Here is a 569-nt window from a genome sequence, read left to right on the forward strand (position 1 = left end):
TAATCATTCTAAGAGCCTCAGACATTTGGGTAGATCCATACCACGGTGCAAAGCTCGTAATGTACGTTTGCTTCTTGGTATGGGCTGCAGACAGCGGTGCTTACGTCGCTGGTAAAAGTTTAGGCAAGCGCAAGATGGCACCACATGTTAGCCCAAACAAAACGATTGAAGGTCTTATTGGCGGTATCATCGCGGCACTGATTGTTGGCTGGTTGTTTGCCGATTGGTTCAATATCCAGTTCACGAGCCCAATTCATATGATCATCATTACGTTGATCACGGTCGTGATTTCTGTATTAGGTGATTTAGTCGAAAGCATGTTTAAGCGTGTTTCTGGCATCAAAGACAGCAGTAACATCATTCCAGGCCCCGGTGGCGTATTAGATCGCATCGATAGCCTGACTGCTGCATTTCCAGTCTTTGCTCTTCTATACTACGTATTCTAATTTATCGGGAGCGGCTTCATCGCTCCTGAATTTTTCTAACGGTCTTACATCATGCAAAAGTTAACGATTCTTGGTGCAACAGGCTCAATAGGTGCAAGCACCTTAAAAGTGGTTGAACAAAAC

General features: G+C 44.6%; 2 protein-coding genes. Both read left to right on the top strand.

From position 1 onward, the window contains the following. Positions 1–446: phosphatidate cytidylyltransferase (locus R7Z50_RS29735; RefSeq protein WP_318150046.1), on the top strand; the 446-nt coding region annotated here is incomplete at its 5' end. A gap of 51 nt (positions 447–497) precedes the next feature. Then, a partial coding sequence (locus tag R7Z50_RS29740; RefSeq protein WP_318150047.1) for a hypothetical protein occupies positions 498–569 on the top strand: 72 nt, incomplete at its 3' end.

It is taken from the genome of Vibrio sp. 1249-1, assembly GCF_033340495.1.